18 protein-coding genes and 1 pseudogene are annotated in these 23540 nt (G+C 64.1%); 11 read left to right on the forward strand and 8 right to left on the reverse strand.

Annotation, left to right across the window (positions count from 1 at the left end):
- Positions 1–192 precede the first annotated feature (192 nt).
- Both LCM4576_RS31210 and LCM4576_RS31215 read right to left on the reverse strand, forming a co-directional pair.
- Positions 193–774 carry a histidine phosphatase family protein gene (locus LCM4576_RS31210; protein WP_071036224.1) on the reverse strand — a complete coding sequence of 194 codons (582 nt, stop codon included), beginning with the start codon at positions 772–774 and terminating at the stop codon, positions 193–195.
- Positions 775–919: 145 nt separating this feature from the next.
- The gene (locus LCM4576_RS31215; protein ID WP_071036225.1) at positions 920–2254 is read right to left on the reverse strand and encodes a dicarboxylate/amino acid:cation symporter; all 1335 of its coding nucleotides are present in this window, start codon (positions 2252–2254) and stop codon (positions 920–922) included.
- A gap of 237 nt (positions 2255–2491) precedes the next feature.
- On the opposite strand from LCM4576_RS31215, the gene LCM4576_RS31220 reads away from it, so the two are divergent.
- From LCM4576_RS31220 to LCM4576_RS31230, 3 genes are all read left to right on the forward strand, one after another.
- Complete coding sequence (locus tag LCM4576_RS31220) at positions 2492–4357, forward strand: ATP-binding protein (protein ID WP_116398053.1); 1866 nt, start codon at positions 2492–2494, stop codon at positions 4355–4357.
- The gene (locus tag LCM4576_RS31225; protein WP_071036226.1) at positions 4354–5709 is read left to right on the forward strand and encodes a sigma-54 dependent transcriptional regulator; all 1356 of its coding nucleotides are present in this window, start codon (positions 4354–4356) and stop codon (positions 5707–5709) included. Before LCM4576_RS31220 ends, LCM4576_RS31225 begins: the two co-directional genes overlap by 4 nt.
- 213 nt (positions 5710–5922) lie before the next feature.
- Positions 5923–6270, forward strand: coding sequence for a hypothetical protein (locus LCM4576_RS31230; RefSeq protein WP_071036227.1), 348 nt, complete (start codon positions 5923–5925; stop codon positions 6268–6270).
- A 153-nt stretch (positions 6271–6423) separates the two neighbouring features.
- Here LCM4576_RS31230 and LCM4576_RS31235 read toward each other — a convergent pair whose 3' ends face one another.
- The 4 genes from LCM4576_RS31235 to LCM4576_RS31250 all read right to left on the reverse strand — a co-directional run bounded on the left by LCM4576_RS31235 (position 6424) and on the right by LCM4576_RS31250 (position 13146).
- Positions 6424–7341, reverse strand: a complete 918-nt coding sequence (locus LCM4576_RS31235) for a hypothetical protein (protein ID WP_071036228.1) — start codon at positions 7339–7341, stop codon at positions 6424–6426.
- Between the two features lie 310 nt (positions 7342–7651).
- Complete coding sequence (gene ggt, locus LCM4576_RS31240; RefSeq protein ID WP_071036229.1) at positions 7652–9388, reverse strand: gamma-glutamyltransferase; 1737 nt, start codon at positions 9386–9388, stop codon at positions 7652–7654.
- A 270-nt stretch (positions 9389–9658) separates the two neighbouring features.
- On the reverse strand, positions 9659–10951 hold the full coding sequence (gene rhaI / locus LCM4576_RS31245; RefSeq protein ID WP_071036230.1) for an L-rhamnose catabolism isomerase: 1293 nt from the start codon (positions 10949–10951) through the stop codon (positions 9659–9661).
- Between the two features lie 92 nt (positions 10952–11043).
- Entirely contained in the window at positions 11044–13146 is a 2103-nt protein-coding gene (locus tag LCM4576_RS31250) for a bifunctional rhamnulose-1-phosphate aldolase/short-chain dehydrogenase (protein WP_071036231.1), read from the reverse strand.
- A 187-nt stretch (positions 13147–13333) separates the two neighbouring features.
- On the opposite strand from LCM4576_RS31250, the gene LCM4576_RS31255 reads away from it, so the two are divergent.
- The 7 genes from LCM4576_RS31255 (at position 13334) to LCM4576_RS31285 (ending at position 20558) form a co-directional block, all read left to right on the forward strand.
- The gene (locus LCM4576_RS31255; protein WP_071036239.1) at positions 13334–14143 is read left to right on the forward strand and encodes a DeoR/GlpR family DNA-binding transcription regulator; all 810 of its coding nucleotides are present in this window, start codon (positions 13334–13336) and stop codon (positions 14141–14143) included.
- Positions 14144–14198: 55 nt separating this feature from the next.
- Positions 14199–15194: a rhamnose ABC transporter substrate-binding protein gene (rhaS, locus tag LCM4576_RS31260; RefSeq protein ID WP_071036232.1), complete on the forward strand. Its 996-nt coding sequence runs from the start codon at positions 14199–14201 to the stop codon at positions 15192–15194.
- A 181-nt stretch (positions 15195–15375) separates the two neighbouring features.
- The gene (locus LCM4576_RS31265; RefSeq protein WP_071036233.1) at positions 15376–16917 is read left to right on the forward strand and encodes a sugar ABC transporter ATP-binding protein; all 1542 of its coding nucleotides are present in this window, start codon (positions 15376–15378) and stop codon (positions 16915–16917) included.
- Positions 16914–17891 carry an ABC transporter permease gene (locus LCM4576_RS31270; protein WP_071036234.1) on the forward strand — a complete coding sequence of 326 codons (978 nt, stop codon included), beginning with the start codon at positions 16914–16916 and terminating at the stop codon, positions 17889–17891. The genes LCM4576_RS31265 and LCM4576_RS31270 overlap by 4 nt, the downstream gene beginning before the upstream one ends.
- Complete coding sequence (locus tag LCM4576_RS31275) at positions 17888–18889, forward strand: ABC transporter permease (protein WP_071036235.1); 1002 nt, start codon at positions 17888–17890, stop codon at positions 18887–18889. The genes LCM4576_RS31270 and LCM4576_RS31275 overlap by 4 nt, the downstream gene beginning before the upstream one ends.
- Positions 18889–19203, forward strand: a complete 315-nt coding sequence (gene rhaM / locus LCM4576_RS31280; RefSeq protein WP_198540344.1) for an L-rhamnose mutarotase — start codon at positions 18889–18891, stop codon at positions 19201–19203. The genes LCM4576_RS31275 and rhaM overlap by 1 nt, the downstream gene beginning before the upstream one ends.
- Positions 19200–20558: an FGGY-family carbohydrate kinase gene (locus LCM4576_RS31285; RefSeq protein WP_071036236.1), complete on the forward strand. Its 1359-nt coding sequence runs from the start codon at positions 19200–19202 to the stop codon at positions 20556–20558. The genes rhaM and LCM4576_RS31285 overlap by 4 nt, the downstream gene beginning before the upstream one ends.
- A 10-nt stretch (positions 20559–20568) precedes the next feature.
- Here LCM4576_RS31285 and LCM4576_RS31290 read toward each other — a convergent pair whose 3' ends face one another.
- Positions 20569–21825, reverse strand: coding sequence for a D-amino acid dehydrogenase (locus tag LCM4576_RS31290; RefSeq protein WP_071036237.1), 1257 nt, complete (start codon positions 21823–21825; stop codon positions 20569–20571).
- A gap of 161 nt (positions 21826–21986) precedes the next feature.
- Complete coding sequence (gene galE, locus LCM4576_RS31295; RefSeq protein ID WP_040986231.1) at positions 21987–22982, reverse strand: UDP-glucose 4-epimerase GalE; 996 nt, start codon at positions 22980–22982, stop codon at positions 21987–21989.
- A gap of 331 nt (positions 22983–23313) precedes the next feature.
- Here galE and LCM4576_RS31300 point away from each other — a divergent pair.
- Positions 23314–23540 (forward strand): annotated as a pseudogene (locus LCM4576_RS31300) (5-aminolevulinate synthase); the annotation flags it as partial.

The following is a 23540-nucleotide window of genomic DNA, read 5'->3' on the forward strand; positions in this document are numbered from 1 at the left end:
AGGCTCAACTGACCAAGCACTCGATCGACCATCGCGAATCCTCCTTGCCGGATATCCGCATGGAATCACTGATCCGATTCTGTGCAAAGCCCTCCGGTGGGGAGAGGAGCTCTTCAGCGCCGGCGCCAACCTCTTCTCCCCTCGGGGAGAAGGTGGCCGCGTAGCGGCCGGATGAGGGGGAGTCCGCTGTCCCTACTTCTGGTTCCACCGCCGGATCACCGGCTCGGTCAGATCGTGCTCATAGCCGAGGATGCTGAGGCTCGCGGTATCGAGCACGAAATGCGCGCCGCCTGCCGGCGGCAGGCCGACCCAGCGCGCCGCGAAGACACGCAGGAAATGCGAGCTGGAGAAGATGAGCACATTGCCGGCAACCGCGCGAAGCCCGGCGATGACGGCATCGGCGCGGGCGCCGACATCGGCCGCAGTCTCGCCGTCCGGACACCCATCGCGAAACAACTGCCAGCCGGGACGCCCGGCAAGGATCTCCTTGGTCGTCACGCCTTCATAGGCGCCATAATCCCATTCCTGCAGGTCCGGTTTCTTGAGCGCGCGCTCGCCGAAGCCGGCGAGCCGGCAGGTGTCGAAGGCGCGTTGCGACGGGCTCGACCAGACCGCCTGGAAGGTGACGCCCTTGAGACGCTCAGCGACGCCGCGCGCGGCCTCCTCGCCTTTGGCGGTCAGCGGGATGTCGGTGCGGCCGGTATGCCTGCCCGAGAGGCTCCATTCGGTCTCGCCATGGCGGACAAGATAGATCTCGGGATACGCGCTGCTCATCGACCGCCCTCTTGGCTGACTATTTCGCCGGGAATCCGGCTGGCGCAGCCTATGCGGCGGCCGACAAAAAGAACAGGCCGCGGCAGAGCCACGGCCTGTCCGGCATCGGGAGGATGCCGTTGTCTTTCGCAATTCAGGACGGTGATCAGGCGGGTTGCAGCCCGCCCGACAGCGCGAGGTCGGCCTCCTCCGGCAATTGACCGGCCATGGCGGCGGCGAATTGCGTCTGGTCAAGCTCGCCTTCCCAGCGCGCCACGACGATGGTCGCGACCGCGTTGCCGACGAAGTTGGTGAGCGCGCGGCATTCCGACATGAAGCGGTCGACGCCGAGGATCAGCGCCATGCCGGCGACCGGCACCGAGGGCACGACCGAGAGCGTGGCAGCCAAGGTGATGAAGCCGGCGCCGGTGATGCCTGCAGCGCCTTTGGAGCTCAGCATGGCGACGAGCAAAAGCAGGATCTGGTCGCCGAAGCTGAGCGGCGTGTCGGTTGYCTGGGCGATGAACAGCGCGGCCAGCGTCATGTAGATGTTGGTGCCGTCGAGATTGAAGGAATAGCCTGTCGGGATGACAAGACCGACGACCGAGCGGTTGCAGCCGGCGCGCTCCATCTTGGCCATCAGTCCTGGAAGTGCTGCTTCCGACGACGAGGTGCCAAGCACCAGGAGCAGCTCTTCCTTGATGTAGCGGATCAGCGCCAGGATGGAGAAGCCGTTGTACCATGCGACGGCGCCGAGCACGACGAGCACGAAGAGCAGCGACGTCAGATAGAAGGTGYCGATCAGGAAGGCGAGGTTGGCGATCGCACCGATGCCGTATTTGCCGACGGTGAAGGCCATGGCGCCGAAAGCGCCGATGGGAGCCGCCTTCATCAGGATGGCAACGAGGCGGAAGACCGGCGCGGTCAACGCCTGCAGGAAATCGACCACGGGGCGGCCACGCTCGCCGACCAACGCCAGCGCTATGCCGAACAGCACCGAGAAGAACAGCACCTGCAGGATGTCGCCTTCAGCAAACGCGCCGGTGATGGTGTCGGGGATGATGTTCATCAGGAAGCCGACGATCGAGGTGTCGTGYGCCTTCTCGGTGAAGGTCGCCACTTTCGAGGGGTCGAGGGTCGCGGGATTGATGTGCATGYCGGCGCCGGGTTGGATGACGTTGGACACGACGAGGCCGACGACGAGCGCCAATGTCGAGAAGACGAGGAAATAGATCATCGCCTTGCCRGCGACGCGGCCGACCTTGTGCAGATCGGAAACGCCGGCGATGCCGGTCGCCACCGTGAGGAAGATCACCGGCGCGATGACCATCTTGACCAGCTTGATGAAGGCATCGCCAAGCGGCTTCAGCGAGGCACCCAGATCGGGATAGAAATGGCCAAGCAGGATGCCGGCGGCGATCGCCGCCAGGACCTGCACATAGAGATGCCGGTAAAAGGGGATTTTGCCGCGTGGTTCGGCGGCAGCGATTGCTGTCTGCATGATGTCCTCCGTTCGGCCCCCGATCGAGACGCTCGACCTCCCTGGGGGCTGTTGACCTCCACAGCCTCGCGGCTGCTGCGGATGCGTTTGCAATGCGCATGCCAGATGACRCCCAAAGCCTCTGAATATTGATCTTGTTGGCTTTTTTCGAACCAATGACGGCATCTTCGAGGGCATCCGTGCGGTTATCCGCATAGGTCGAATTGCRCCTTGTGCGAAAACATGCACAGATGCGGCATGCTGCAACGCCCTGCCGCTGCCCTCGCCCCGAYGCCCGAACTGCTTGCCGGGCGGGCGCGGCGCGCCTGGCTGCTGTTTACGGCGGCGGTGCTGGCGATCATCGCGGCAGCGCYTTACGGCGCAGGTCTTTATGGCCGCTCAACCGAGATCGAGGCTTTGGCCACGCAAGGACGCACCGACGCCAACCTCAAGGTCGCGCTGCTGCGCGCGGTGCTGGAAAACCCGCGCGCCCTGCCGCTCCTCCTGTCGGAGGACCAGCAAGTGCATGACGCGCTGAGCGAGCGCAGCCCTGCGTCGATCGACGTCTTGAACCGCAAGCTCGAAGGGCTGGTGTCGGGAACCAAGGCCTCGGTGCTCTATGTCACCGGCACGGACGGCCTGGCGATCGCGTCCAGCAACTGGCGCGAGCCGGTGAGTTTCGTCGGCAACGACTATGGTTTCCGCGCCTATTTCTCGGGCGCGATGGAAACCGGCACGGCCGAGTATTTCGCGCTCGGCAATGTCAGCAAGCGCCCGGGCCTTTACATCTCGCGTCGCGTCGACGGCGCTTCGGGGCCGCTCGGCGTCGTCGTGGTCAAGATGGAGTTCGACCAGCTCGAGTCCGACTGGCGCGAGGCGAACCGGCCGGCCTATGTCAGCGATGCGCATGGCGTGGTGCTGATCACGAGCGTGCCCTCCTGGCGGTTCCTGACGACGGAGCCGCTTGGCCGGCCGGTGCTTGCCGATATCCGCGCCAATCAGCAATTCGGCGATGCGCCGCTGGTGCCCTTGCCGATCACGAAACCGCAACCGCTGAGCTCCGGCGTCGCGCTTGTCCATGCGATCACGCCAGGGGGCAGCGACGCCGAGTATCTGCGGCTGTCGACCGCGGTGCCGTCGACGCCCTGGCGGCTCGACTATCTCGTTCCGGCCGAAGCACCGGTCGCGGCGGCGCAGCGCGAAATGCGGCTCTTGGCGCTCGGTGTCCTCGTGCCGCTCATCGCCTTTGCCGCCTATCTGTTGTGGCGCCGGCAATCCGGGCAGATGCGGATCGCCGCCGAACAGGCAGCACGCGCCGAGCTGGAACGCCGCGTCGTCGAGCGCACGCAGGATCTGAGCCTGGCGCGCGACAGGCTGCAGGCCGAGATCGCCGACCACCGCAGCACCGAGGCGAAGCTGCAGGTGATGCAGCAAGAGTTGGTGCAGGCCAACCGGCTTGCCACCCTTGGCCAGGTCGCCGCCGGCGTAGCGCATGAGATCAACCAACCGGTGGCGACGATCCGCGCCTATGCCGACAACGCGCGCGTCTTCCTCGAGCGCAAGCAGAGCGCCTCGGCCGAAGAGAACCTTGACGCCATCGCCGCGCTGACCGAGCGTATCGGCTCGATCACCGATGAACTGAAAGCTTTCGCCCGCAAGGGCCGCACCGCGGCCGAGCCCATTGAATTGCGCGGCGTGATCGAAGGCGCCGTGGTGCTGCTCAGGAGCCGCTTCGCCGGCCGGCTGGACGCGCTGGCGATCACTCTGCCGCCGCCGACGCTGAAGGTGATGGGAAACCGGTTGAGGCTGGAGCAGGTGCTGATCAACCTGTTCCAGAACGCGCTGGAGGCGCTCGATGGCCGCGATGATGCGAGGGTCGAAGTCTCCGCCGCCGAAACCGCCGAGGACGTGGCGTTGGTCGTCTCCGACAACGGGCCGGGCATCCCGCCGGCGATCCTGAAATCGCTGTTCACGCCGTTCAATACCTCCAAGGAAAAGGGCCTCGGGCTCGGCCTCGTCATCGCCAAGGACATCGTCGCCGACTATGGCGGGCGCATCGAGGTTTCGAGCAGCAGCCAGGGCACACGCTTCACCATCCATCTGTCGAAAGCCGGCGCAGCATGACGAAGCACGATCCGGCACCGGTGATCCTGATCGATGACGACAGCGACCTGCTCAAGGCGACAAGGCAGACGCTGGAGCTGGCCGGCTTTGCGGTGTCGGCTTACGCGGTGCCCAGCGAGGCTCTGGCGGCGCTCGACAGGAATTTCGCCGGCGTGGTTGTCTCGGACATCCGCATGCCGGAGGTCGACGGGTTGCAGCTCTTCGACCGTGTGCTGCGGCTGGATCCCGATATCCCCGTCATCCTGGTTACCGGCCATGGCGACATCGCGATGGCGGTCAAGGCGATCAAGGACGGCGCCTACGACTTCATCACCAAACCTTTCGCCGCCGACCGGCTGGCGCAGAGCGTTGCCCGCGCCGCGGAGAAACGCCGTCTGGTGATGGAAAACCGCGCCTTGCGCGAAGCGGCCGAGCAAGCACAGGAGGGATTGCCGCTGATCGGCCAGACGCCCRCCATGGAGCGGCTGCGCCGGACGCTGCGGCAGATCGCCGACACCGATGTCGACGTGCTGGTGACCGGCGAGACCGGCTCCGGCAAGGAGGTGGTGGCTGGCCTGCTGCACCGTTGGAGCCGCCGCGCCAAGGGCAATTTCGTCGCGCTGAATTGCGGCACGCTGCCGGAGACGGTCATCGAAAGCGAGCTGTTCGGACACGAGGCCGGCGCCTTCACCGGCGCGCAGAAGAAGCGCGTCGGCCGCATCGAGCATTCGAGCGGCGGCACGCTGTTCCTCGACGAGATCGAGAGCATGCCGGCCGCGACGCAGGTGCAGATGYTGCGCGTGCTCGAAATGCGCGAGGTAACGCCGCTCGGCACCAACGAAGTGCGCCCGGTCGACCTGCGCGTCGTCGCCGCCRCCAAGGTCGATCTCGGCGATCCCAGCCAGCGCGGCGCTTTTCGCGAGGACCTCTATTACCGGCTCAATGTGGTGACGCTTTCCATTCCGCCGCTTCGCGAAAGGCGGGACGACGTGCCGCTGTTGTTCGGCTACTTCGCCGAGCGCGCCGCCGACCGCTTCCGGCGCACCGTGCCGGCGATCTCCACCGCGACCCAGCGTCATCTGAAGGACCATGACTGGCCGGGCAATGTGCGCGAACTCGCCCATTTCGCCGAACGTTTCGTGCTTGGGCTCGATCATGTCGGTGAAACGCCTTYCCCGGCGGCAACGCAGAGCGACACCGCGATGCCGTTGCCTGAAYGGCTCGATCGCTACGAGGCCGAGATCATCCGCGAGACACTTGGTCGCAACGACGGCGACGTCCGCCGCACCATCGAGGCGCTCGGCATTCCGCGCAAGACCTTCTACGACAARCTGCAGCGGCACGGCATCGTGCGCAGTGATTTTTCCAGGTAGATCAAGGCCAGAGCTGGAGCATGACGTCGTCCGAAAACCGCTTCACCTTTTTCGGCATCATGCCCTGGAACCGCAACGCTGCTACGCCGTTGAGATTGGCCGGGAAACCGTGGCACGAGGGCATCAGCCGAACGGCGAATGCATCGYCGTGGCGGCTTTGCCGGGTTGCGCTCGGCAGGCGTTGATGGTTTGTTGCCGCCCAGCGGAGAACGAATGATGCGCGAATCCCTCGGTCAAGACGAATACGGCTCGACCAGCCCTTTCGACCCGGACGACCTGCCCAATCTCAATGCGATGGGGCCGGCGATGGGCAGCGGCAATGATTTCGAGAAATATGYCGTCGCCGTCATCATCGTCTTCGGCGCGCTGATCATCGGCGGTCTGATGGCCGCCTCCATGTCCTTCGGCCATCGCAACGGCTTCCTGTTCGCGCTCGGCGGCGCCACGGCGGCCTGGATTTCGGGCAATGCGCTGCTGCTCGACCGGCCGCGTATCTATGCGCTGTTCGTCGCCATTGCCGCCGTCATGCTGATCGCCTCGACCATCACGCTGGTGACCTGAGAAAACAATCCAGCTGCTTCGAGATCGAACCAACCCAGAGCGCTTCGCGGAAACGGCGAACCGTTCTCCTTGTTTTACGCAATCCCGGGCGGAAGGCCACGGCGAGGTCGCCGAGCCCAAACGCTCACACTTTTCCTGGAATTACTCCAGGCATCAGACGGCCTCGGATGGAGCTACAGATGCTTCGGTCTCCCATTCGGCAACGTCGGCCTTGATCGGATGGTAGAGCATGGCTCGCTGCGTGAATGCGGTATCGTCTTCGTGAAAATAAGCCGTCATCGATGGGCGCCAGACGAATGTCCCCGGACTGAGAAGCACGTCCTTCGCCAGATTCAGATAGTTTCGCCTCCTTCGGCGCCAAGGCACGAACGGCCCGGTCCCGCCGATGTCCTCGATTCTCAGGCCATGGACACGCGCAATGGTCGGCACGAGGAATTCGTAGTGCCCACTCCATTCGCCTGTCGAAAGCGCCTCCTCGTAGGTGGCAATAAAGCGCCTCGAAACGCGCATGATGGGCATAAATGCCCTCGTGAACCGTGATTTCGGGCACGGTCCATTTGCAGAGTTCCAGAATGCCCAGCGCGGGTCGCGGCGACGCGTATTGAGCGTCGTCGTCAGCAAGTCCGCGCCGTTATTTGAAAACTGCCGGAAAAAATCGAGCCACCGGCCGGCAAAGTCGACGTCATATTCGAGAACCCAGACGAACTCCCGATTTGCAGACTTCGCCAAAGGGAAGAGGACGATGTCCATATGGCCCGACAAATTCCCGTTATTCACGGCTTGCCGCACGCGCACGGAGGTCCGGTCGATCTCGAATTCTCCTCGTCCGGCGATGAGATCGCCCAACGTCCACGGATTATAGGCGAACTGCCAGTCGATGATCTCCCGCGTTTCGCTGCGGAGACGGTCAAAATGAGCCTGTATTCGATCGTTCAGCACATGCGATATGAAGATTCCTGCCGGCCGGCCACCCGTCGATGGGCCGAGCCTTGGCCGCTGAAACGCTGCGAAGCGAAAGGGATTCATCGGCGGGCGATCCTGCGGAAAAGCCGCGTCCAGAGATACCGACATTTCAACAATTCGAACGCTCCCCGCTCCGTCTTCTCATAGAATTCAAGTTTGCTGGCCCGCTGCCCGCGGCTTCGTACAGGTCTACTTGCGAAGCATATTAAAGGGATATGGGGACGGGCATCCGCTCCTTCGCCTTGTAACGATTTTCCATTAATCTTCAAAGGCCTGAGCAATCGTGGCGCAGACGTGTCGTCCAGGTCGCATTCCCTGACCGGGCAGCGACAACACCGTCGCTGCGATCAGTCGGGTGGCGCCGGCCAAGGCGGCGACCACTGCCACATTAAATGACCTGACCATTCTAGGCCGTGAGCTAGTATCCCAGCGCCTCGCCGGCAGCCGCGCGGYTGTCCATGGCGCCGTTGTAGCGTGCGCCACCGCCCTTTTCGATTTCCGCCAGGCTTTTGCCGCCRACAAGGATGCCGGCGGCCCGACCCCAGGTCTCGTCGCTCAGGTCGAGGTGATAACCCATGCCGGCAAGCAGCTTCTCCGTGTCCGGGGACAGGCCGAACGGCTCGACATAGACCRTATCGGGCAGCCATTGATGATGGATGCGCGGCGCGTCGATTGCTTCCTGGATATCCATGCCGTGATCGATCACGTTGACGATCGCCTCCAGCGTGATGGTTATGATGCGCGAGCCGCCCGGGCTGCCTATGACCATGAACGGCTTGCCGTCCTTCGTCACGATCGTCGGGCTCATCGAGGATAAAGGCGTCTTCTTCGGCTGAATGGCGTTGGCCTCGCCCTGGACCAGCCCGTAGAGGTTGGGCACGCCGGGCTTCTGGGTGAAGTCGTCCATCTCGTTGTTGAGCAGGATGCCGGTGCCGTCGGCGACGACGCCGGCGCCGTAGGAGCCGTTCAGCGTGTAGGTGACCGCGACCGCGTTGCCGTCCTTGTCGATGATCGAATAGTGCGTGGTTTCCTTCGGCTCGCCGAAACCTTTCGGCATCAGATCCTTCGRCACGCCGGCGCGGAAGGGATCGATCTTGTCGCGGATGTCCTTGGCGTAGTTCTTGTCGAGCAGCTTCGAGACCGGATTGTCGACGAAATCCGGGTCACCGAGCGCCGAATTGCGGTCGACATAGGCATGGCGAATGGCCTCGACCATGACATGGACTGTCTCGGCCGAGCCGGCGCCGAGATAGGACAGCGGATAGCCTTCCAGCACGTTGAGGATTTCGCAGATGATGACGCCGCCCGAGCTTGGCGGCGGAGAGGAGATGATCTCGTAGCCGCGGTAGTCGCAGGTCACCGGCTTTAGCTCACGCACCGCATATTGCTCGAAATCGGCCTTGGCGAGGATACCGCCCTTGGCGCCGCTCGCCTTGACGATGGCATCGGCAATGGCGCCCTTGTAGAAGGCGTCCGGCCCCTTTTGCGAGATCGCCGACAGCGAGGCGGCGAGGTCCGGCTGAACGAGCTTCTCGCCGATGCCATAAGGCTTGCCGTCGTTCTTCAGGAAGATGGCGGCCGCCGCCGGGTCCTTCGCCAGCCGGTCGGCGCTGTCGGCGAACGAAGCCGCGTCGCCCTGGGTGAGGATGAAACCGTCCTTGGCATAGGCGATCGCCGGCGCCACCAAATCCTGCCTCGAAAGCGTGCCGTATTTCTCGCGCGCCATCTCGAAGYCGGCCACCGAGCCCGGCACGCCGACGGCAAGATAGCCGTCGAGGCTGGCTCCCTTGATCGGCTTGCCGTCCTTGTCGAGATACATGGTCCTGGTGGCGGCGAGCGGCGCGCGCTCGCGGAAATCGATGAAGGTGGTGCGGYCGTCCTTCAGCCGGATGGTCATGAACCCTCCGCCRCCGATATTGCCCGCTTCGGGAAAGACCACGGCCAGCGCGTAGCCGACCGCGACAGCGGCATCGACGGCGTTGCCGCCTTTCTTCAGCACGTCGACACCGACTTCGGTCGCCAGATGCTGCTCCGTGACCACCATGCCGTGCTCGCCCTTGGCTGGAGCAGGCGACGCGGCGAAGACGGCGGATGATATGAACGCGAAGGTAAGCGAAAGGCTGAGGGCGATCAGCGACCGGCGGGTGAGATGCATGCGGGCTCTCCGGGCGTGGGGGAGCTTAGGAAAGACCGTTGAGGTGGGTGAGTCCAGCCGATAGTGACGGCTGGCGATCCTCACACCCCCCTCTGGCTCGCCGGCCATCTCCCCCGCAAGGGGGGAGATTGGATGTCGCCGTCGCTTTCGCCAACCGCCGACGTTGCAGGAACCGCACCGGCGGCGAAACTGCTGATCTCCCCCCTTGCGGGGGAGATGTCCGGCAGGACAGAGGGGGTGCTCAAGCGCCGCCCCTCGCCGCCGATCGATCTACACAATCCCGCCACCGCCGCCGGCGACCGCCGGCCGTTCCGCCGCCACCTTGGCCCGGTAACCCGCCTCGCGATAGGCGGCGACAGGATCGATGGCGCCGCCGGTCCTGAGCCGCGCCATGGCGAGGATCGGCTCGACATCGGTGCGGTAGGCCGTCTTCAGCGTCTGCGTCGCCATCAGCGCGTCATTGGCCTCCTGGAAGCCCTCAAGCGCCTTGCGGTCGACCAGCAGCGCCTGTGCATAGGCGCGCTGTACCTCGACCGCCGACAGCATCAGGCTTTCGATCGGATYGGTGACGTTGTGGCTTTGGTCAAGCATATGCGCGGGGTGGAAGCCCCCGGCGCCGGCGAGTTCGGCATCGACCAGTTCGTTGAAGACGAGGAACAGCCGGTAGGGGTCGATCGAACCGGCATCGAGATCGTCGTCACCATATTTGGAATCGTTGAAGTGGAAGCCGCCCAGCTTTTTGAACTGGATCAGCCGCGACACGATCATCTCGATGTTGACGTTGGGCGCGTGGTGGCCGAGGTCGACCAGGCAGAAGGCTTTATCGCCGAGCTCCTTCGCGATGATGTAGTTGGTGCCCCAGTCCTGCACGACCGTCGAATAGAAGGCCGGYTCATACATCTTGTGCTCGGTGAACAGCCGCCAGTCGTCCGGCAGGCCGGCATAAATCTCGCGCATGGCGTCGAGATAGCGCTCGAAGGCTTTCGCAAAATTGACCTGGCCGGGGAAGTTCGAWCCGTCGCCGATCCAGACCGTCAGCGCCTTGGAGCCCAGCGTCCTGCCGATCTCGATGCATTCGAGATTGTGCTCGACCGCCTGCCGGCGCGTGCCGGCATCGGCATGCGACAAAGAGYCGAATTTGTAGGAGAGCCTCTGGTCCTTGGCATCGGAGAAGGTGTTGGAATTCATGGCGTCGAAGCCGAGGCCGAAACGCGAGGCCGCCTGCTTCAGCCGGTTCGGATCGGCCTTGTCCCACGGGATGTGCAGCGAGACGGTCGGCGTCGCCTGCGTCAGTTGGGCAATGACGGCGCAGTCCTCGATCTTGTCGAAGATGTCGCGCGGCTCGCCGGAGCCGGGAAAACGGGCGAAGCGCGTGCCGCCGGTGCCGACGCCCCAGGACGGGATCGCCACGCCGAATTTCTCGACCTTGTCGCGGATGGCGTCGATGGCGATGCCGCGGCGGTCGAGACGCTCGCCGAGGGAAGCGTAGTCGCGGTCGAGGTTGGCTTTGCGCGCGGCGTTGTGGCTGGCGACGAGGTCGGTGCGGATAATCGTTTCGGACACTGCGGTTCCTCCCAGGAATACGTTCGGCAGGCRCTGCCCCTCATCCGCCTGCGGCACCTTCTCCCCGTTGAACGGGGAGAAGGGAAGTGCGCTTAGCGCGTAAAGCTTTGTGCGTTGCCGGCGTCCACATTGACGATGTTGCCGGTCGATTTGGCCGACATGTCGGAGGCGAAGAAGTAGATCGCTTCGGCAATGTCTTCCGGGAAGACCGAGCGTTTCAGCATCGAGCGCGAGCGGTAATGCTCCTCGAGATCGTCGGTCGACATCTTGTAGGCGGCGGCGCGTTGCTCCTTCCATTCGCCGGTCCAGATCTTGGAGCCGCGCAGCACGGCGTCCGGATTGACGACGTTGACCCTGATCTGCGCTTCCGCGCCCTCCAGCGCCAGGCAGCGGGCGAGATGGATCTCGGCCGCCTTGGCGGTGCAATAGGCAGACGCGTTCGGCGACGCGGCGAGYCCGTTCTTGGAGGCGACGAAGACGACGTTGCCGCCGATCTTCTGGACGCGGAACAGCCGGAAAGCCTCGCGGGAGACGAGGAAATAGCCGGTGGACAGGATGTCCATGTTCTTGTTCCACAAGGCCAGTGTCGTTTCCTCGATCGGCGCCGAGGAGGCGAGGCCGGCATTGGAGACCAGGATGTCGATGCCGCCGAACTCGACCGCCGTCTCGGCGAAACCGGAAAGCACCTGCTCTTCCGAGGTGACATCGATCCGCACCGGGCGGACGAAGTCCTTGCCGAACGCCTTCGACAGCTCGTCATTGGCGCTGGCCAAAGCCGCCTCGTCGATATCGGCGAGCACCACGCAGGCGCCTTCGCGCAGCAGCCGGTTGGCGGTGGCGCGGCCGATGYCGCCGGCGCCGCCGGTGACCAAGGCGATCTGGCCGGCCAGCGCCTTCGGCTTGGGCAGGCGCTGGAGCTTGGCTTCCTCGAGCTGCCAATATTCGATGTCGAAGGCTTCCTGAGCCGGCAGGCCGACATAGGACGAGACCGTCGAGGCGCCCCGCATGACGTTGATGGCGTTGACATAGAACTCGCCGGAGATGCGCGCGGTCGCCTTGTCGCCGGCGAAAGTGAACATGCCGACGCCGGGCATCAGGTAGACCACGGCATTGGGATCGCGGATGGCGGGCGAATCCGCATGCTTGCATGCGTCGTAGTAGGCCTGATAGCCGACGCGGTATTCGGCGATGTCATCCGCCAGGCGGGCGATGACGGCGTCGACATCCGGCTTTGCCGGGTCGAACTCGATGACCAGCGGCCGGATCTTGGTGCGCAGGAAATGGTCGGGGCAAGACGTGCCCAGCGCCGCCAGCGGCCGCAAATCCTTCGAATTGACGAACYCCAGCACCGCCGGCTGGTCGTCGAAATGGCCGAGCTTGTGGCTTTTCTCGGAGATCAGGCCGCGGATGCGCGGCATCAGCTTGGCGGCGATGGCGCGGCGCGCGGAAGCGTCCAGCGACTTCACCGCCTCGCCGCCGAAGATCGCCTTGCCCTGCGACTTGCGCTCGAACCAGTCGATCGCCTGGTTGATCACCGAGATCGTCGTTTCGTAGCATTCCTTTGGCGTGTCGCCCCAGGTGAACAGGCCGTGGCTTTCGAGCACGACGCCCTTGGCCTCGGGATTCTCGAGGCAGAATTTCTCCAGCCACAGGCCGAGCTCGAAGCCCGGCCGCTTCCAGGGCAGCCAGCCGATGGCGTCGCCGAAGATCTCCCTGGTGATCGCCTTGGAATCCTTGGCTGCGGCGACCGCGATGATGGCGTCGGGATGCATGTGGTCGACGCAGGCCTTGGGCACGAAAGCGTGCAGGGGCGTGTCGATCGAGGCCGCGCGCGGATTGAGGTTGAAGGTGCAGTGGGGCAGATAGCCCACCATCTCATCCTCATGCTCGACGCCGCGATAAAGAGCTTTGATGGCGCGCAGCTTGTCCATGTAGAGGGTGGCGAAACCGTCGAGCTTGATCGAGGCGCTGTCGCCGCCCGAACCCTTGAYCCATAGTACCTCGACATCCTCGCCGGTCAGCGGGTCCTTCTGCCAGACCTTGGACGAGGTGTTGCCGCCGCCATAATTGGTGACGCGCTTGTCGGAACCCAACGTGTTCGAGCGATAGACCAGAAGCTCGGGACCGCTCATCCCTTCGGCTTTTGCATCGTCCCAAAGATTGGCGAGGCGCGAGCCGGAGCGCTTGTCGAGCATAGGTATCCTCCCTTGGAGCGCGAACGCCGCGCTCCTCTTTCTCGCGGCGAATGTCTACGCAAGCGCCCTGCTTGTCAATCATAAACGATCAAGATCGATCATATTGCACTGCACAATGAAATTATATGATCGGAAATGATTGACACTGCGCGTTTTCTAGTGCCTGATGCTCGAGCTGGGAGGAACCATGCACGAAAAAGAACGCCACAGGATCATTCTGTCCGCCGTCCAGGAAAAGCCTGTCGTGAYGGTGCAGGAAATGGTCGAGCTGACGGACTCCTCCGAGGCGACGATCCGGCGCGACATCGCGGCGCTCCACGTGCAAAAGCGCCTGCGCCGGGTGCGCGGCGGCGCCGAGGCGATCTCGCCGCCGCAATTCATCGGCCTCGCCGGCCGGCCCTTCTCCGTCAACGAAACGTTGAACGCCGCGCAGAAGCGCGCGATCGCGCGGGAAGCGGTGAACCTTTGCACGGACGGCGAGCCGATCATCATCAATGGCGGCACCACCACCTTCCAGATGGTGCATTTCCTGACCGGACGCCGCATGCCGATCTTCACCAATTCCTTCCCGATCGCCGAGCATCTGCTCAAGCATTCGAAGAACACGGTGATGCTGTCGGGCGGCACGATCTACCGCGAGCAGAACATCATCCTGTCGCCCTTCGACAATGACGTGACGCGCAACTTCTATGCGCGGCGCATGTTCATGGGCGCGCAGGGGCTTGGGCCGCTCGGCCTGATGGAAGGCGATCCGCTGCTGATCCAGGCCGAGCAGAAACTGATCGACCAGGCCGACGAACTGGTGGTGCTGGTCGATTCCTCGAAATTCCGCATGCGCTCCAGCCTGATCCTGTGCGGGCTGTCGCGCATCGCGACCGTGATCACCGACGACGGCATCGAGGATCGCGAAGCCAAGATGCTGGAAACGGCGGGCGTGGCGCTGATCGTCGCCCGCGGACAGTCAAGCGACAAGGAAGAATCTTCACTGCAGGCCTGAGGGAAACTCGCGCCCGCAGCGGCGATGGAATGCAACGCTCAAGGGAGGATATTCGATGAGCTTTTTGAAGAAACTGCTGGTTACGGCGGCCTTTTCCGCCGCCATGTTCGTGAATGCCGCCTACGCCGAGAACGTCAAGATCGCGCTGGTCGTGAAGTCGCTCGGCAACGGCTTCTTCGACGCCGCCAACAAGGGCGCCGAGGAAGCGGCCAAGGAATTGGGCGATGTCGACGTCATCTACACCGGTCCGACCAAGGCGACCGCCGAAGCGCAGATTGAGGTGATCAATTCGCTGATCGCGCAGAAGGTCAATGCCATCGCCGTCTCGGCCAATGACGCCGACGCGCTGGTGCCGGTGCTGAAGAAGGCGATGGATCGCGGCATCACTGTGATCTCGTGGGACTCGGGCGTCGCCAAGGAAGGCCKCCAGCTCCACCTCAACCCGTCCGACACCGGCCTGATCGGCGAGACCATCATCAAGCTCGCCGCCGACTACCTRCCGGAGGGCGGCGACGTCGCGATCCTGTCGGCCTCCTCGACCGCGACCAACCAGAACGCCTGGATCGAGGCGRCCAAGAAGGTGCTGCCAGAGAAGTTCCCGAAGATCAACCTGGTCGCCACCGTCTATGGCGATGACGACTCGGCCAAGAGCACCGACGAAGCCAAGGGCCTCTTGAAGTCCTATCCGAACCTCAAGGCGATCATCGCGCCGACCACCGTCGGCGTCGTCGCCGCCGCGCAGGTCGTCACCGACGAGAACCTGATCGGCAAGGTCAATGTCACCGGCCTGGCGCTGCCGTCGGAGTTCAAGAAGTTCATCGACAACGGCGCTTCGCAGGCGGTTGCGCTGTGGAACCCGATCGACCTCGGCTATTCGGCGATCTACCTTGCCCATGACCTGGCCGTGAAGAAGGAAGAGGCCAAGCCCGGCGCGACGCTGTCGATCGGCCGCGTCGGCAAGGTGACGCTCGACGACACCAATTCCGCCGCGATGGCTCCGCCCTTCCAGTTCGACAAGACCAACATCGAGAAGTTCTCCAAGATCTACTGATCCTGGACTGACGGCGCTGCCCCCTCATCCGGCCGCTTCGCGGCCACCTTCTCCCCGGCGGGGAGAAGAGCCAGGCGCCAAGCTCGCAAGCCTCCTCTCCCCTCGGGGAGAGGTCGACCGAGCGAAGCGGAGGTCGGGTGAGGGGGAGTCAACACTGAATATAGACGGGCTTGATACGATTATGGATACGACGGCCCATCACGGCAAAGTAGAGGCACGGCCCCCGGCTTCGGCGCCCCGCCTGACGCTCTCCGGCATCTCGAAAAGTTTCCCCGGCGTGCGCGCCMTGCACAATGTCAGCCTGTCGCTCTACCCGGGACAGGTAACCGCGCTRATCGGCGAGAACGGCGCCGGCAAGTCGACGCTGGTCAAGATCATGACCGGCATCTATCAGCCCGACTCCGGCGAAATCGGCATCGACGGCCAGGCCACGACGCTGCCCAGCGCGCATGCCGCCTTCGGCCACGGCATCACCGCCATCCATCAGGAAACCGTGCTGTTCGACGACCTGTCGGTCGCCGAAAACATCTTCCTTGGCCATGCGCCGCGCACCCGCTTCGGCACCGTCGACTGGCGCACCATGCGCAAGAATGCCCGCGAGGTGCTGGAGACGATGCGCGCGGKCCATATCGACGCCGACGCAAGGCTGAAGGACCTCGGCATCGCCAACAAGCATCTGGTCGCCGTCGCCCGCGCCATGTCGATCGATGCCCGCATCGTCATCATGGACGAGCCGACGGCCGCTCTTTCGATGAAGGAGATCGAGGAGCTTTTCCTGCTGATCGAGTTCCTGAAGAGCGAAGGCAAGGCGGTGCTCTTCATCAGCCACAAGTTCGACGAGATCTACCGCATCGCCGACCGCTACACCGTCTTCCGGGACGGCGAGATGGTCGGTGAAGGCCTGCTCAAGGACACCGGCCAGAACGAGATCGTGCGCATGATGGTGGGCCGCAACGTCGATCACATCTTCCCGCAGCGCGAGCCGAAGATCGGCGCGCCGGTGCTCTCCGTCTCCGGCCTGTCGCACCCGACCGAGTTCGACGACATCGGCTTCGAATTGCGCAAGGGCGAGATCCTCGGCTTCTACGGGCTGGTCGGCGCCGGGCGCAGCGAGGTGATRCAGGCGATCGCCGGCATCACCCGCACGAGCCGGGGCGCGATTTCGCTGGACGGCCAGACGATCGCGCCGAAATCGGYGGCGGAGTCGATCGAGGCCGGCATCGTCTATGTGCCGGAAGAACGCGGCAAGCAGGGCGTTGTGATCGGCCTGCCGATCTTCCAGAACGTGTCGCTGCCGTCGCTCAAGCGCACCTCGAAATCAGGCGTGCTGAGGCTTGCGGAAGAGTTCTCGCTCGCCCGCTCCTACACCGAACGGCTCGATCTGCGCGCCTCATCGCTCAGCCAGGATGTCGGCACGCTTTCCGGCGGCAACCAGCAGAAGGTGGTCATCGCCAAATGGCTGGCCACAGCGCCCAAGGTGATCATCCTCRACGAGCCGACCAAGGGCATCGACATCGGCTCCAAGGCCGCCGTGCACGGCTTCATGGCAGAACTGGTCGCGCAAGGGCTTTCGGTGATCATGGTCTCGTCGGAGCTGCCCGAAATCCTCGGCATGTCGGACAGAGTCGTGGTCATGCGCGAAGGCCGTATCGCGGCCACCTACGACAACAAGGGCCTGGATGCCGAGACGCTGGTTCGGACGGCAGCGGGGATCGCGGCATGAAGAATTTCCTCAAATATCGCGAGATCTGGCTGCTTGCCGGCATCGTCGTGCTGATCGGCCTGATCTCGACGCGCTTCCCCGGCTTCGCCGACCCCGCCAATCTGCGCCAGGTGTTCAACGACACCTCGATCCTGATGATCCTGGCGCTTGKGCAGATGGTGGTGATCCTGACGCRCTCGATCGACCTCTCGATGGCGTCCAACCTCTGCTTCACCGGCATGGTGGTGGCGATGCTGAACGCCGCGCATCCGGCAATCCCGATCCCGGTGCTGATCGTCATCGCATTGCTCGTCGGGTTGATGCTCGGCGCGATCAACGGTTTCCTGGTGTGGCGGCTGAACATCCCTTCGATCGTGGTGACGCTGGGCACGCTGACCATCTATCGCGGCGCTACCTTCGTCGTCTCCGGCGGCGCCTGGGTCAATGCCGACCAGATGAGCCCCGCCTTCATCAACTTCCAGCGCGCCGCCTTTCTCGGCCTGCCGGTGCTGTCGTGGATCGCCATCATCGTGATCGCGCTGTTCTTCCTGGTGATGACGCGGACCGCGATCGGCCGCTCGATCTACGCCATCGGCGTCAACCCGACCGCATCGGTCTATGCCGGCATCGATGTCGGCCGGACAAAATTCATCGTCTTCTGTATCTCCGGCATGATCGGCGGGCTCGCCGGCTATCTCTGGATCTCGCGCTATGTGATCGCCTCGGTCGAGGTCGCCAACGGCTATGAGCTCAACATCATCGCCGCCTGCGTCATCGGCGGCATCTCCATCGCCGGCGGCATTGGCTCGGTCGGCGGCGCGGTGCTGGGCGCGCTGTTCCTCGGCATCATCTCCAACGCGCTGCCGGTCATCAACATCTCGCCCTTCTGGCAGATGGCGATCTCGGGCAGCGCCATCATCCTGGCCGTGGTGCTCAACGCGCGCGGCGAGCGCCGGCAGGGCCGCATCATCCTCAGAAAGGCGGAAGCGGCATGACCGACACCCCTGCCCCGCGCCACATTCCCGACCGGCTCGACAAGCCGCTGTCCTCGGCGATCTTCTCCTGGGAGGCGCTGCTGGTCGTCATCGCGGTGGCCATCTTCGCCGTGAACAGTTTTGCTTCGCCCTATTTCCTCGACCCGTGGTCGCTGTCGGACCTGACCTTCAACTTCACGGAAAAAGGGCTGATCGCGCTTGCCATGGCGCTGCTGATCATCTCCGGCGAGATCGACCTCTCCGTCGCCGCGATCGTGGCTTTGGCCTCGACCATGATGGGCATGGCCGTGCAGGCCGGCGCCGGAACGCCGGTGCTGGTTCTGATCGGCATTGCCGTCGGCCTCGCCTGCGGCGCCTTCAACGGGCTGCTCGTCACGCGGCTCGGCCTGCCGTCCATCGTCGTCACCATCGGCACGATGAGCCTGTTCCGCGGCATCGCCTTCATCATCCTGGGCGACCAGGCCTACAAGGGCTATCCGGAAAGCTTCGCCTTCTTCGGCCAGGGCTATGTCTGGTGGGTCTTCTCGTTCGAGCTGGCGCTATTCCTCGTCGCGGCTTTGATCTACTGGTTCGTGYTGCACCGTACGAGCTTCGGCCGCCGGGTCTTTGCCATCGGCAACAATCCCGTCGCCTGCCAGTTCTCCGGGGTGCGCGTCGACCGCATCAAATTCATCCTGTTCTGCCTGACCGGGCTGATGTCGGRCATCGCCTCGGTGCTGATCACCTCGCGGCTCGGCTCGACCAGGCCATCGATCGCGCAGGGCTACGAGCTCGAAGCCATCACCATGGTGGTGCTGGGCGGCGTCTCGATCCTTGGCGGTGCCGGGAGCATCCTGGGCGTCGTGCTCGCCGCCTTCATCATGGGGTTGGTGACGTTCGGGCTCGGCCTGCTCAACGTGCCCGGCATCGTCATGTCGATCTTCATCGGCCTGTTGCTGATCATCGTCATCGCGCTGCCGATCGTCTGGCGGCGGCTGCGCGAAGGACGCTTCGCCTGATGGAAAAATACGCCTTTAAGATGAAGCTCAATCCCGGCATGAAGGCCGAATACAAGCGCCGCCATGACGAGATCTGGCCTGAGCTGGTTGCGCTTCTGAAGCAGGCCGGCGTCTCCGATTATTCGATCCATCTCGACGAAGAGACCAACATCCTGTTCGGCGTGCTGTGGCGACGTGACGATCACGGCATGGCCGACCTGCCGAAGCATCCCGTGATGCAGCGCTGGTGGGCGCATATGGCCGACCTCATGGAGACCAGGYCCGACAACGAGCCGGTGGCCGTGCCGCTGGAAACAGTGTTCCATATGGCATGATCGTCGCCGTCATCGATATCGGCAAAACCAACGCCAAGGTGGCGCTGGTCGATCTCACGACGCTGAGCGAGATCGCGCTGCGTCGTATCGCCAACGCGCCAGTGCGGCAGGCGCCCTACCCGCATCACAATGTCGAGGCGCTGTGGACCTTCATCCTGAATAGCCTCGCCGATCTCAACCGCGAACGACGGATCGATGCGATCTCGATCACCACGCATGGCGCGACCGGGGCGCTGATCGACGCCTCCGGGGAACTGGTGCTCCCGGTGCTCGACTATGAATTCGACGGCCCCGACGGRCTGACCTTGGAGTATGACGCGGTCCGTCCGCCCTTCGCCGAAACCGGCACGCCACGGCTGCCCATCGGCCTCAATCTCGGTGCGCAGTTCTTCTGGCTGCAGAAGCGGTTCCCGGCGGACTTCGCCAGGACCGCCGCGATGCTGATGTACCCGCAATATTGGGCGCTGCGGCTGACCGGCATCGCCTCCAACGAGGTGACATCGCTCGGCTGTCACACCGATCTGTGGAATCCCTGGGCGTCCGACTATTCCTCGCTGGTCGACAGGATGGGCTGGTGTCCGCTGATGGCCCCGGTGCGGCCGGCAAAAGACCAGCTCGGACCGATCCTGTCCGCGCTCGCCGCGCAGACCGGGCTCGACCCGCAAACGCCCGTGTTCTGCGGCCTGCACGATTCCAACGCTTCGCTGCTGCCGCACCTGCTGTCCGACGCAGYGCCCTTCTGCGTCGTCTCGACCGGCACATGGGTGGTGTCGATGGCAGTGGGYGGCCGGAAGGTGGAGCTCGATGCGGCACGCGACACGCTGGTCAATGTCAATGCGCTCGGCGATCCGGTGCCGTCGGCGCGCTTCATGGGCGGACGCGAGTTTTCGCTGCTGACCGAGGGGCAGCCGCAGGAATGGAGCGAAGCCGATGTCGCCGCTGTCCTGGCGCGCCAGGTCTTGCTGCTGCCTTCCACCCAACAGGGCTCCGGGCCATTCCCRCATCGCGACGCCCAATGGGTCAATGCCGATGATTTGAGCCCAGRCCAGCGCTTCGCCGCCATCTCGTTCTATCTGGCGCTGATGGCCGCGACCTGCCTGGAACTGATCGGCGGCGATGGGCCAACAACGGTCGAGGGACCTTTCGCGCGCAACCCRCTTTTCATCCGCATGCTGGCGGCGGCGACGGGACGAGCGGTCGTTGCGTCGGAGACCTCGACAGGGACTAGCATCGGCGCCGCGCTGCTGGCGTCGGATGGCGCGCCAGCGATGAGCAAGGGCGAGCGGACCGAGCCGCCGGCCGATCCGGCCTGGCAAGCCTACAGGCAAGCGTGGCTGAAGAACGCCACCGCGTAAGCCAGCCGGCTCAGCGTGTCGTCCCGTACAGCAATCCTTTGGGATCGATCTGCGGCTTGCGGCCGGCGACGATGTCGGCCAGGAACTGCCCCGAGCCGCAGGCCATGGTCCAGCCGAGATGGCCGTGGCCGGTATCGAGATAGAGATTGCGGTATTTCGCCTGGCCGAAGACCGGCACCGAACTCGGCATCATCGGCCGCAGACCTGCCCAGAGCACGGCCTTCTTCTCGTCGAAGGCGCCCGGGAAAAGATCCTTGCCGGTTTCCAGGATGGTCCTGAAATCGCCGGGCTTGAAGCTGCGGTCGAAGCCGGTGAATTCGGCGGTCGAGGACATCCGCAGGCGATTGCCGAGCCTTGAATAGCCGATCAGCCGGTCCTCGTCGGCGCCGCCCATAGTCGGCCCCTTGCTCTCGTCCTCGAGGGGGATCGTCGCCGTGTAGCCCTTGACCGGATAGACCGGCAGGTCGACGCCGTAGCGGCGGCCGAGCAGGCCGCTTTCCGGCCCCATGGAGATGACGACGGCATCGCCTGTGACCGGGCCGGCCGAAGTCACCACCGCGCGCACCCGGTCGCCTTCGATGTCGAGGCCCTCGACCGTCGTGCCGAACAGGAATTTGACACCGAGCTTCTCGGCGGCATAGGCGGCGAGCCTGTCGGTGAATTGCCTGGAATCGCCGGTCTGGTCGATCGGCGAATAGATGCCGCCGGCGATCTTTTCCTTCACGCCGGCAAGGCCTGGCTCCAGCTCGACCAGGCGGTCGCGGCCGACGATCTCGATCGGCAGGCCGTGCTCGCCGAGATAGCGGTAATTGTCGGTGCCGGTGTCGAGGCTCTTTTGCGACCGGAAGAAGTAGAGAATGCCCTTCTTGCGCTCGTCGTAATGGATGCCGGTCTCCTCCGACAATTGATTGATGCATGCGCGCGAATGCAGCGCGAGCCTCAGCTTGATGTCGGTGTTGGCGCGCAGCCGCCTCACCGTGCATTCGCGCAGGAAGCGCAGGCTCCAGGCATAGAAATAGGGATCGAGGCGCAGCCTCACCTTGATGCCGAGGTCATGGTTCCAAAGCGCGCGCAGAAAAGTCTTCAGCGCGGCGGGCGAAGCCCAGGCGGTGGCGTCGCCAGGCGACACCAGGCCGGCATTCGACTGGCTGGTGCCGCGCGCCGCCGCTTCATGGCGCTCGATCACCGTCACCTCGTGACCGTCCCTTGCCAGATAATAGGCGGCCGCCGTGCCAACCACGCCGGCCCCGAGAACCAGGATTTTCATGCCGTCCCTCAAGCGTCGTCACGGCACTCCTTGGCGCGCCGCTGCATGAGGCCTCAATACCGCGTCTAGACGCGCCGCACGAGCCCTTGGCCCAACAGCTGGACTTTTTGTCTTGACGCAATTCCGGACGGAAAACCGCTGCGCACTTTTCCTGGAATTGCTCAGTTTCGAACAGAATTCTTCGTCGTCAGAATCCGTTCCCAGGCCAGCGCGTCGTTGACGATCAGGTCGAGATCGTCGCGTTGCGGCGTCCAGCCTAACTCCTTGCGGGCAAGTTCGGAATTGGCGACCACGGCGGCGGCGTCGCCCGGGCGGCGGTCGCCCATGCGCACGTCGAAGTCATGGCCAAAGGCGCGGCGCACGCTGTCGATCACCTCGAGCACCGAATAGCCATGGCTGTAGCCGCAATTGGCGACGAGGCTCTTCCCCCCGGCGCGCAGCCGTTGAAGCGCCAGCCGGTGCGCGGCGGCGAGATCGCTGACATGGATATAATCGCGCATGCAGGTGCCGTCCGGCGTCGGATAGTCGGTGCCGAAGACCTGCATGAAGGGGCGCTTGCCGAGCGCGGTCTCGCAGGCGACCTTGATCAGATGCGTGGCGCCGGGCGTCGACTGTCCGGTGCGGCCCTTCGGATCGGCGCCGGCGACATTGAAATAGCGCAGCGCCGTATAGCGGATGTCGTGCGCCAGGGCCGCGTCGCGCAGCATCCATTCGCTCATCAGCTTGGAGAGGCCGTAAGGCGATTCCGGCGCAAGGCGGGCATCCTCGCGCACCGGCTCCAGCCCGGCGCCGCCATAGACGGCAGCGGTGGAGGAGAAGATGAAATGCGGCACGCCTTCGCGCACGGCGGTTTCGATCAGCGTGCGCGTCTTGCAGGTGTTGTTCTCGTAATAGCCGAGCGGATCGGCGACCGATTCCGGCACCACGATCGAGCCGGCGAAGTGGATTATGGCGTCGACCTTATTCTCGCGGATGATCCGGCCGACCAGGTCGCGGTCGGCGACGTCGCCGACGACGAGCTTCGCTTCCGGGGCCACCGCCCATTCGAAGCCGGTGGAGAGCCGGTCGAGCACCACGACGCTCTCGCCGGCGTCCAGCAGCTCCCAGACCATGTGGCTGCCGATATAACCGGCACCGCCTGTCACCAAAACCGTCATCATCTACCTCGCTGATCAAGATTTATCGGAAACTGTCTCAACAGCCACCGCACTGGAAACCCCGCCGCAAGCCCGCTAAACCTCATGTCGTTCACCCAAAGTCGCGGTGCACTTTTGGGCGATATGCATAGGCCTCCCTATAATGTTAAGTCCGTAACAGTTCCTCCCGTCCGAGGCATCGTACTGAAACAAAACTGCTTCAAACAGCCGGAATAGGCCACGATCCGGCGTCGTTAGGAACAGGGCAAGGGCGTGGCATTTTGACCGGTTGGGCGCGGTGGACGCAACATAGGTCAATGACTATGATCCGCCGCAAAATTGGGAAGTCGACATGAATTACCAGCGGTTCTTCGAAGATGCGATCGACCAGCTCCACGCCGAGCGTCGCTACCGCGTCTTCGCCGATCTCGAGCGCATGGTGGGCAAGTTCCCGCGCGCCATCTGGCGTTCCAACGGCCGCGCCCAGGAGATCACCGTCTGGTGCTCCAACGACTATCTCGGCATGGGCCAGAACGAGGATGTGATCGCCGCCTTCCAGACCGCGGCCGGCAAGATGGG

The sequence above is a fragment of the Mesorhizobium sp. LCM 4576 genome, from assembly GCF_001854815.1.
In the GTDB taxonomy this organism is placed as follows: Bacteria; Pseudomonadota; Alphaproteobacteria; order Rhizobiales; family Rhizobiaceae; genus Mesorhizobium; species Mesorhizobium plurifarium.

Excerpts from the sequence above, each read along its gene's own strand:
- LCM4576_RS31210 (WP_071036224.1), bottom strand. The coding sequence starts at position 774 with ATGAGCAGCGCGTATCCCGAGATCTATCTTGTCCGCCATGGCGAGACC.
- LCM4576_RS31235 (WP_071036228.1), bottom strand. The coding sequence starts at position 7,341 with ATGTCGGTATCTCTGGACGCGGCTTTTCCGCAGGATCGCCCGCCGATG.
- LCM4576_RS31290 (WP_071036237.1), bottom strand. The coding sequence starts at position 21,825 with ATGAAAATCCTGGTTCTCGGGGCCGGCGTGGTTGGCACGGCGGCCGCC.
- galE (WP_040986231.1), bottom strand. The coding sequence starts at position 22,982 with ATGACGGTTTTGGTGACAGGCGGTGCCGGTTATATCGGCAGCCACATG.